A 9071-nucleotide genomic window follows, 5' to 3' on the forward strand; every position below is an offset into this window, starting at 1 on the left:
TTACCTCCTTTTACTTCTCATATGCTTCATTAAACCGCATAATGATCGTCGCGCACTCTGCACGGCTTGCATTTCCCTGCGGATCAAGCCTTGTTCCATTATCCTTTCCGGTAATGATTTTCATTCCGACTGCCCACTGCATCGCATCTTCTGCAAATGAGCTCACACCGGAAGCATCTGCAAATTCACTAAAATCTGCTTTCTTACTGATATCATAGCCTTTATATCTTGCATATCGGTACATCATAACCGCCATCTGCTCCCGGGTAATTTTATCAGCCGGGCCAAAAAGTCCCGTATCGGAATACCCGGTGACAACCTCTATACTGTTTGCCCAGAGAATCGCATCTGTGTACCATACACCTTCTCCCACATCCGGGAATTTAGCTGTATAAGCAACTGCAGGCTCTCCGTTTAGCCGGTGAAGAATAATCGCAAACTGCGCACGCACAAGCGTCTGCGCCGGGCCGAATGTCTCCGTATTCAGTCCCTTCATCAGATCATGCTGATATACATAGCTTACATATTCATAATACCAATCCCCGGAAGCCACATCCTTGAATGGAAGCTCCTGTGTCGGCGTCGGATCTGGTGTTGGCGTCGGATCCGGCGTTGGGTCTGGATCCGGTGTTGGTGTCGGATCTGGCGTTGGGTCTGGATCCGGCGTTGGGTCTGGATCCGGTGTTGGTGTCGGATCTGGCGTTGGGTCTGGATCCGGCGTTGGGTCTGGATCCGGCGTTGGGTCTGGATCCGGTGTTGGGTCTGGATCCGGCGGAGTTTCTTTCTCTGTCACCGTCACCCTGAACGCAGCTGTTTTTCCTCCGTAAGTAACCGTTACTATCTGCTCTTCATTCAACTTTGATTCATCATAAGCGCTGCACATCTCACTGATAACCGGCATATAAGAAGTTCCGTGCTTGCACCCTACCTTCAATACCAGCCCCAGATCATCTATATCCTCTCCCTGCTCTAACAGATAAGTATGCGGATTCTCTTCTTCAATGGATATACTGGTTGGCGTGCAGCTTCCAATAAACATCTGAACCCAATAATTATGTAAGAGGCTCGCATCATTTTCTTTATATCCATGTCCCACTGCGAGATGATTGAAGCTCGTCTCCAGCATATTCTCGCGATGTCCCTCACTGTTCCACCAGCCGTCTAACACAGCTGCTGCATCAGAATAACCCGCTGCGATATTCTCTCCGGCAGCATCATAGGAAGCTCCCGCTTCTGTTAAAGCTGTAAAACAACTGCTTCCATTTGGTCTGGTGTGAGCAAAGAGATTCTGCAACTCCTGTACCCTGACATCCGCCGCCTTCTGCATCTTATCCGTAACAGACAATGGTTGAAGACCTTTTATCATACGAATCTTATTTGTACCATACAGGACTGTCCACTCCTCAACACTACATCCCACACAGGACAAATCGACAGTTTCAAATGTTGGTATCGGATCCAGTGTTGGCATCGGTCCTGGATCCGGCGTCGGATCCGGCGAAGTCTCCTTCTTCGTCACGGTCACTTCGCAGGATGCGCTCTTCCCATTGCTTGTTGTTACCGTTACCGTCGTACTTCCCGGCGCCACTGCCGTCACTTTGCCGTTAGCGTCCACAGTTGCTACCGCCGTATTTCCCGACTTCCACTCTACCTCTGTCTCGACTCCATCCGGCGTCAGAGAATAGGTAAGAGCTTCACTGCTTCCCTCTTCCAAAATAAGTGACGTCTTATTTAACGCAATATCATCCGGCTCTATAATTTCATAAAGCTCTGTGGACAAAATCTCCCCGGCTGCCTGATTAGGATTCTGCTTGATAACATACTCAATCTGATGTCCTTTTCTTCTGATTCCATAAAGATACCCTTTTGCCAGAACATCTTCATCCGGTTTGTACACCAAGCTGTCTCCCTGCCCGTCAAGAGATATCTTTCTTATTTCTGCAGATGTATTGTAATAAAGCGCATCATCATAGAAAAACAATCCCGAATATGCACTCATCCAATAAGAATATGCACCCCCCCCAGACATACCATCTTCCCAGATTTTTCAATTCGCTTTCTGTCTCGTCTTCCAAATCCCGCTTATAAAGAGAGTGGTCTTTTATATAGTAAGCATTCTCATCCTGTAAAATAATCGGCGAATCCACCTCAGTCCAATATGCATCGTCATATTTGGTACTATCGCATACCAGATTTGTCAAATCCCAGTCATGATGCTCTGTTTCTTTTATCGCCGCGTCACTGAGCAGGAAATTAGAATGGCCTACCTGCCCGAATCTGTCTCTTACCGGATCGTCCCAGGTTACATCTACATGATAATAAGAACCGTCAATCTCAATAATATTCCATGCATGACCCATAGCATTGCTGCTTGTCACATAACACTCAATCCCCAGTTTCTCCATAATATACATATATCCATATGCATATGCCTGGCAAACCCCGGTTCGATTCATAAACAGCCCGCCGCTTCGGTAAGAATCATCCGGCACCGTACCGTTCAGGTAATTATCATAATCATATTCGTATGTGTATACAAAATAGTCATGAATCGTAAGTGCCTTTTCTTCTTCCGTCATATCGTCAGACACCAGTGCTACAATTTCATCTACTTTCTTCTCAACCTCACGGAAATATGCTTTTGTTTCCTCCACCGACATAGCATTTTCCATTTTAATATTGGTATAACAATTAGTGTTTAGACTGTAATAAGGCATAAAATCAATCCCATTACTAAGATAAGGGGAAAAATACAACAAACTATACAAATCGTACTTTTCCGGGCTGATTCCCATATCTGTTATATTCAGCTCTGTCTTTCCTTCCAGCAGCGCCTCCTTCATCCTTGCTTCCAAAAGAACCAGAAGTTCTGCCTCGTCATATTCTTCCAGTGTTTCCAATTCATCTGCCGGTTCTGCAGCATTTGGATCCGGCAAAATCTCCGGTTCTTCCGCCAGCCCCCGCGGCAGAATTCTTTCAGCTTCTGCCACTGTTTCCCGTGCCTGAACCGGCACCGGAAAAGCAACTGCCAACGTCAAGAGTAATGCTAACATTCCCGCAAGACTTCTCTTCACCTTTCTCTTCATAACCAATCCTCCTTTTCCATGGACTCATTATACTATAAAAAGTGGCCGCTGTGTCAGTTAATTCTGCACATCAGCCACTTTTTTATAAATTTCTCTATAATGCCTTGATTCTCTCTATTGCCGCAACCGTATTCTCATAAGAACCGAAAGCTGTCAACCGGAAATATCCTTCACCGCTCGGTCCGAATCCTGATCCGGGTGTTCCTACAACATTTGCCTTCTCAAGCAGGTAATCGAAGAAATCCCATGATGTCATTCCCTTCGGTGTCTCCAGCCAGATATATGGCGCATTCACACCACCGGATACATTGTAGCCTGCGCTCTTCAGACCTTCGTAAATCGTCTTCGCATTCTTCATATAGTAGGCAACCTGTTCCTTAAGCTGTGCCTTTCCTGCCTCAGAGTACACTGCCTCACCTGCCCGCTGGACAATATATGGTGCTCCGTTGTACTTCGTTCCATGGCGTCTTGCCCACAGGGAATGAAGCATCACATCTCCGCTCTTCAGATCCTTCGGGATAACTGTAGCTCCAAGACGCACACCGGTAAATCCCGCGTTCTTTGAGAAGCTTCTCAGCTCAATCGCGCAGGTTCTCGCCCCTTCACATTCATAGATACTGTGAGGTACATCTTCTTCTGAAATATATGCCTCATATGCAGCATCATAAATAATAACCGCTCCCACTTTATTCGCATAATCTACCCATTCCTGAAGCTGCGCTTTCGTAATTGTAGAACCGGTAGGATTATTAGGGAAGCACAGATAAATGATGTCCGGCGTCTCTTTTGGAAGCTCCGGCGCAAAATTCGTTTCCCTCGTACATGGCATATAGATCACATCGCTCCAGGTCTCCGTCTTCGCATCATAAGTACCCGTCCGGCCTGCCATAACATTGGTATCCACATATACCGGATACACGGGGTCGCACACAGCAATCTTATTGTCCTTGCTGAAGATTTCCTGGATGTTTCCGGAATCACATTTTGCCCCGTCAGAAATGAAAATCTCATCCGCTTTAATGTCGCAGCCTTTGTCCTGATAATCGTTCTTCGCTATCGCACTTCTAAGGAATTCATATCCAAGATCCGGCGCATATCCGCGGAATGTCTCCGCATGAGCCATCTCTTCTACCGCTCCGTGCAGTGCATCAATAAGCGCCGGTGCAAGCGGCTGCGTTACATCACCAATCCCAAGACGGATAATGGATTTATCCGGGTTCGCCTGCTGAAATGCAGCCACCTTTTTGCCTATTGTTGAAAACAAATAGCTTCCTGGTAATTTTAAATAATCCTGATTTACTTTGAACATCGTAGGTATCTCCTTTTTGCAAATTTCTCTATCCGTCCCATTCCTTTAACCGGCAGACGGAATATTGATTACTCCGTCAAAGACTGCTGCAGCCGGACCCGTCATATAAACAGTATTATCCGCCTCCCGCCATTCAACGGTTAAATCTCCTCCTGTTAATTTTACTCTAACTCTGCGTTCTGTCAAGTCATTTAACACACTTGCCACTACCGCCGCGCAAGCTCCGGTTCCGCAGCTTAACGTCTCTTTCGCGCCGCGCTCCCATACCCGCACGCTTATCGTATGTCTGTCTATAATCTCTGTAAATTCTACGTTGATGCGCCGGGGAAATCGCCCGTGATGCTCAAGGCGCGGTCCCAGCCAACCGATATCTGCTGTTCTGACGCTCTGCACATAGATGACCGCATGAGGATTTCCCAGGGATACGCCCGTCATCCGAAGCATAACTCCATCTACCACAATCGGTTCATCTACAACCATGCTGTGTTCGGAAACAATGGGAATCTTATCTGCTTTCAAAATAGGAATCCCCATATCCGCCTCCACCTCTGTCACCGTCTTATCTTCCACAGTAAGCCGCAGCCTGCGGATTCCCGCCAATGTCTCTACGGTAAGCTCTGTCTTGTCCGTCATCCCACGCTCATAGACATATTTCCCAAGACACCGGATTCCATTGCCGCACATTTCGGCAACAGAGCCATCTGCGTTGTATATCTGCATCCTGAAATCCGCCTTCCCGGAAGGCCCGATCAGGATCAGGCCATCAGAACCAATCCCTTTATGCCTGTCACTGAAGAGTCTCGCCAGCCCTGCCGGATCGCTTATCCTTTCCGTAAAACAATCCACATACACATAATCATTGCCCAGTCCGTGCATCTTCGCAAATTTCATTCTATTCAATTTCCTTTTACAGCCATTATTCTGCCATGATACTTAGTACCATCTCTGCGGTCTCAACCAGGTTCGTTCCACTGTCCATACTGCATTTCTGCAGATATCTGTGTGCTTCTCCTTCAGACATATTATTTCGTTCCATCAAAAGTTCCTTCGCCTTTTTGATCAGCATCTGCTGTCCGGGGCTTCTCTCTTTCTGCTCCTGCCTCCGCTTCCGTCTTCTCTGCACCATAGAGCGGGTCATCATCTCTACCGTATTCATCAGATCGTATACCTTAATCGGCATAGACAGCCCGACCACACCCTCTATATCGCCGTCACTCCATTTATCCGGCGACGCAATCAAAAGCATCTCAAATTCTTTCGGCATGTACTCACGAAGTTCCGTATACATCATATCTGCAAGCTTATATCCGCAGACCACAATTCCCTCATCCAGCATTTCCATACAGTTCAGCGTCTGAGCTCCGGTAGTGCAAACGCCTCTTACTTCCATACCACCGCGTACCAGAAGATTCCGAATATTGGCTGCATTCTCCTTATTCGGAAATGCAACTATAATGCCATCCATGCTTACACCTCCTGTCAATTGCAATTTCCACAGGAAAATGTATTACAACACATGCAGATAGTTCTTAATCTCCCAGTCCGTTACCTGTGCGCGGTAATCTCTGTATTCCTTTTTCTTAGCTGCAATAAATTTCTCGGACAAATCCTTGCCCAGCACTCCCCGGATAAAAGCATCCTTCTCGAATTCACGAACCGCTTCCAGCAGACTTCCGGGAAGTTCTTCAATGCCAATCGCATCCCTCTCTTCTTTACTCATTCTATAAATATTCGTATCAACACTTGCCGGAGGCATAATCTCGTTCCTGATTCCGTCCATTCCCGCTTCCAGGCACACAGCAAGTGCAAGGTAGGGATTTGCCGTTGGATCCGGGCTTCTAAGCTCAATTCTTGCATGGGCGGTCTTCGCCGTCGGAATACGGATTAACGGCGTACGGTTCTTCGCAGACCAGGCAATGTACACCGGAGCTTCATATCCGGGAACCAGACGCTTATAAGAATTCACTGTCGGGTTGGTAATAAAGCTGATTGCTTTCATATGTTTCATAATTCCACCAATAAAATAGTACGCCTCCCGGCTCAGCCCGTTTACATCCTTCGGATCACTAAACACATTGATTCCATCTCTATTCAGCGAAAGATTCAGATGCATCCCGGAACCATTTTCTCCATACTTCGGCTTCGGCATAAAGGTTGCATGAAGCCCGTGGCGCTTCGCAATTGTTTTCACCACCATCTTAAATGTCATAATATTGTCAGCAGTTATAAGCGCAGAATCATATTTAAAATCTATCTCATGCTGCCCGGCGGCAAATTCATGATGGGAAGCCTCAATTTCAAATCCCATGTCTTCAAGAGTCAGTACCATGTCACGTCTGGCATTTTCCCCCAAATCCAGCGGCCCCAAATCAAAATAACTGGCATTTTCATGGGTAATCGTGGTCGGCATTCCTCCCTCATCCGTATGGAACAGGAAAAATTCGCACTCCGGTCCTACCTGGAAATCATATCCTTCTGCCTGTACCTTATCAACCACCTTCTTAAGCACGTATCTCGGATCACTTTCAAATATGGTTCCGTCACCCTTATAGATATCGCAGATAAACCGCGCCACCTTACCCTGCTGGGGCCTCCACGGGAAGATTTCAAAGGTATTCAGATCCGGATACAAATACATGTCCGAATCCTCTACCCTCGCAAATCCTTCAATAGAAGAACCGTCAAACATGCACTCATTGTCCAGCACCTTCTCAAGCTGACTTCTTGTCACCGCAACATTCTTAAATGTCCCGAAAATATCCGTAAATTGCAGACGGATAAAGCCAACATCTTCTTCCTCCACCATCCGCAGGATATCTTCCCTCGTATAATTCTTCATTACAACTACCTCCTACTGATATTTACTCATTTATCCTATGTTTTAGACCTTTCTTACGCAAAATGGCGTTCTCCGCCCCCAGAAAACGCCATTGTTTGTTATTTCATTATAAAGATAGGCAGGAGTTTTGTCAATGAAGACATTTTACTCTGCTGTACTTTCCATAAATCTCTGAATAATTACCGCGCACTCCGCACGGTTTGCATTGCCTTGCGGATCAAGGACAAGCTGTCCATCTACCGTCTTACCGGTAATGATTTTATTCCCCACAGCCCACTTCATTGCGTCCTGTGCAAATTCCTGTACGTTCTGCGCATCCGGGAAGCTGCTGTAATCACCGTCAGTGCTTACTTCAAGTTTCAGATAATCCTTTGCATAGCGGTACATCATCGTTGCCATCTGCTCACGGGTAATATTGTCTGCTGCCCCGAATCTGCCGCTGTCTGTGTAGCCGGTTACGACACCCGTATCCGCCGCCCAGAGCACAGCACTTGCAAACCAATCTGTTTCTGCCACATCCGGGAATACTTCCTGATACTCCACTTTCGGCATCTTATTCATCTTATATAAAACAGTTGCAAACTGTGCCCGAACCAAAGTATCTGCCGGTCCAAAATAACTGGAATTCAGCCCCGTCATAATCTCGTTGTCATATACATACTGTACAACTTCCCGGAACCAGTCCTCTGCATTTACATCGACAAAAACATCTTCCACCCGGGCAGGTTCTTCCGCAGGCGTCTCGGATGCATACACGGTATCGTTTTCCTTGTCCTCTATCAGGTATCTGAACTGCGGATGGCTGTTTCCATTCGGCGCATGATAACAAATCATAGTCTGTCCTTCCAGATTTTCAAAAATCATGCAGTGTCCTCCGTCACTGCCCACATCCAGACGTTCATCCGTCAGTGTCCAGTTTCCATCAAGCTTTCCATTATCAGAATATGCAATCCCCATATGATATCCATCTTCTGACATGGATGAGAGCAGACAGATTAATTTCCCGGAAGCTGTCTTGTAAAAGCAAGGGCCATCATTTAAAACCATCCCTCCAAATGCCGCCACAGTCCAGGAGCATTCAGATACATCGAACAACTTAAACTGGGTATCTGCAAATCCATCTAAAGTATCATTCAGCCGTACTGCATAAATGCCATCTTTCCCCTGCGAATAGACCATGTACATCACCCCGTCTTCTTCGTAAAGCGTAGCGTCGATATCATCATCTTCTTCCGGAGTAAACGGATACTCTGACACAGGCTCAAATGGCCCCAGCGGCTCATCAGATTTGAACAACTGGATTCCTTTGTTGGCCCGGCCGCTTCCGCCCATAGAGCCATACAGATAAAATTCTCCATCTATATAGTAGACTTCCGGCGCCCAATACTGACTGTCTGCCCAGAAGCTTCCGTCATTCTGAAAAATCGTATATGGTCCCGCCCAATTCTCCAGATCTTCGCTTACCCAGACAGGGAAGCTGTCCATCTGTCCGCCAAATGCATTGGTTCCGTCTGTTCCATACATATAATACTTCCCGTCATGCACAACAACATAAGGATCCCGGATCAAGATATCCTCTGTCTTTAGATTGTAATCATAAGTTTCTTCCAGAATGCTGCTGTTTTCTGTACTTTCTGCTGCATATACATCCGTAACCCCTATGCTTCCTGATAACAAAAGTGACAGAAGCATCAAATATACGAATATCTGTTTTTTCATATTTTTCATTGCAATAGTCTCCTTCCTTTTTTGGTACTGTAAAGTTTTACAGTCCTATTTTTCTTTAAAACCTTATATTTTCAAGGCATTCATCACTTTTGCAAATAAAAAAGCAATG

The 9071-nt window shown here is 46.3% G+C and carries 7 protein-coding genes; all 7 read right to left on the bottom strand.

Annotated features, from left to right (window positions below; genetic code table 11):
* Positions 1-10: 10 nt before the first annotated feature.
* The gene (locus OCV99_RS16325; protein ID WP_158371946.1) at positions 11-2029 is read right to left on the bottom strand and encodes an S-layer homology domain-containing protein; all 2019 of its coding nucleotides are present in this window, start codon (positions 2027-2029) and stop codon (positions 11-13) included.
* Positions 1968-3086 (bottom strand): transglutaminase domain-containing protein, encoded by a 1119-nt coding sequence (locus tag OCV99_RS16330; RefSeq protein ID WP_158371948.1) that lies wholly within the window; start codon positions 3084-3086, stop codon positions 1968-1970. The genes OCV99_RS16325 and OCV99_RS16330 overlap by 62 nt, the downstream gene beginning before the upstream one ends.
* Before the next feature lie 94 nt (positions 3087-3180).
* Positions 3181-4395: an LL-diaminopimelate aminotransferase gene (locus tag OCV99_RS16335; RefSeq protein WP_158371950.1), complete on the bottom strand. Its 1215-nt coding sequence runs from the start codon at positions 4393-4395 to the stop codon at positions 3181-3183.
* A 45-nt stretch (positions 4396-4440) separates the two neighbouring features.
* Complete coding sequence (gene dapF / locus OCV99_RS16340; RefSeq protein WP_158371952.1) at positions 4441-5286, bottom strand: diaminopimelate epimerase; 846 nt, start codon at positions 5284-5286, stop codon at positions 4441-4443.
* 25 nt (positions 5287-5311) lie between these two features.
* Positions 5312-5860, bottom strand: coding sequence for an ANTAR domain-containing response regulator (locus tag OCV99_RS16345; protein ID WP_158371954.1), 549 nt, complete (start codon positions 5858-5860; stop codon positions 5312-5314).
* A 42-nt stretch (positions 5861-5902) separates the two neighbouring features.
* The gene (locus OCV99_RS16350; protein WP_158371956.1) at positions 5903-7234 is read right to left on the bottom strand and encodes a glutamine synthetase family protein; all 1332 of its coding nucleotides are present in this window, start codon (positions 7232-7234) and stop codon (positions 5903-5905) included.
* 144 nt (positions 7235-7378) lie between these two features.
* Positions 7379-8962 carry a family 43 glycosylhydrolase gene (locus OCV99_RS16355; RefSeq protein WP_158371958.1) on the bottom strand — a complete coding sequence of 528 codons (1584 nt, stop codon included), beginning with the start codon at positions 8960-8962 and terminating at the stop codon, positions 7379-7381.
* Between the last annotated feature and the right edge of the window lie 109 nt (positions 8963-9071).

The sequence above is a fragment of the Dorea acetigenes genome (assembly GCF_025567385.1).
Taxonomy (GTDB): Bacteria; Bacillota; Clostridia; order Lachnospirales; family Lachnospiraceae; genus Claveliimonas; species Claveliimonas acetigenes.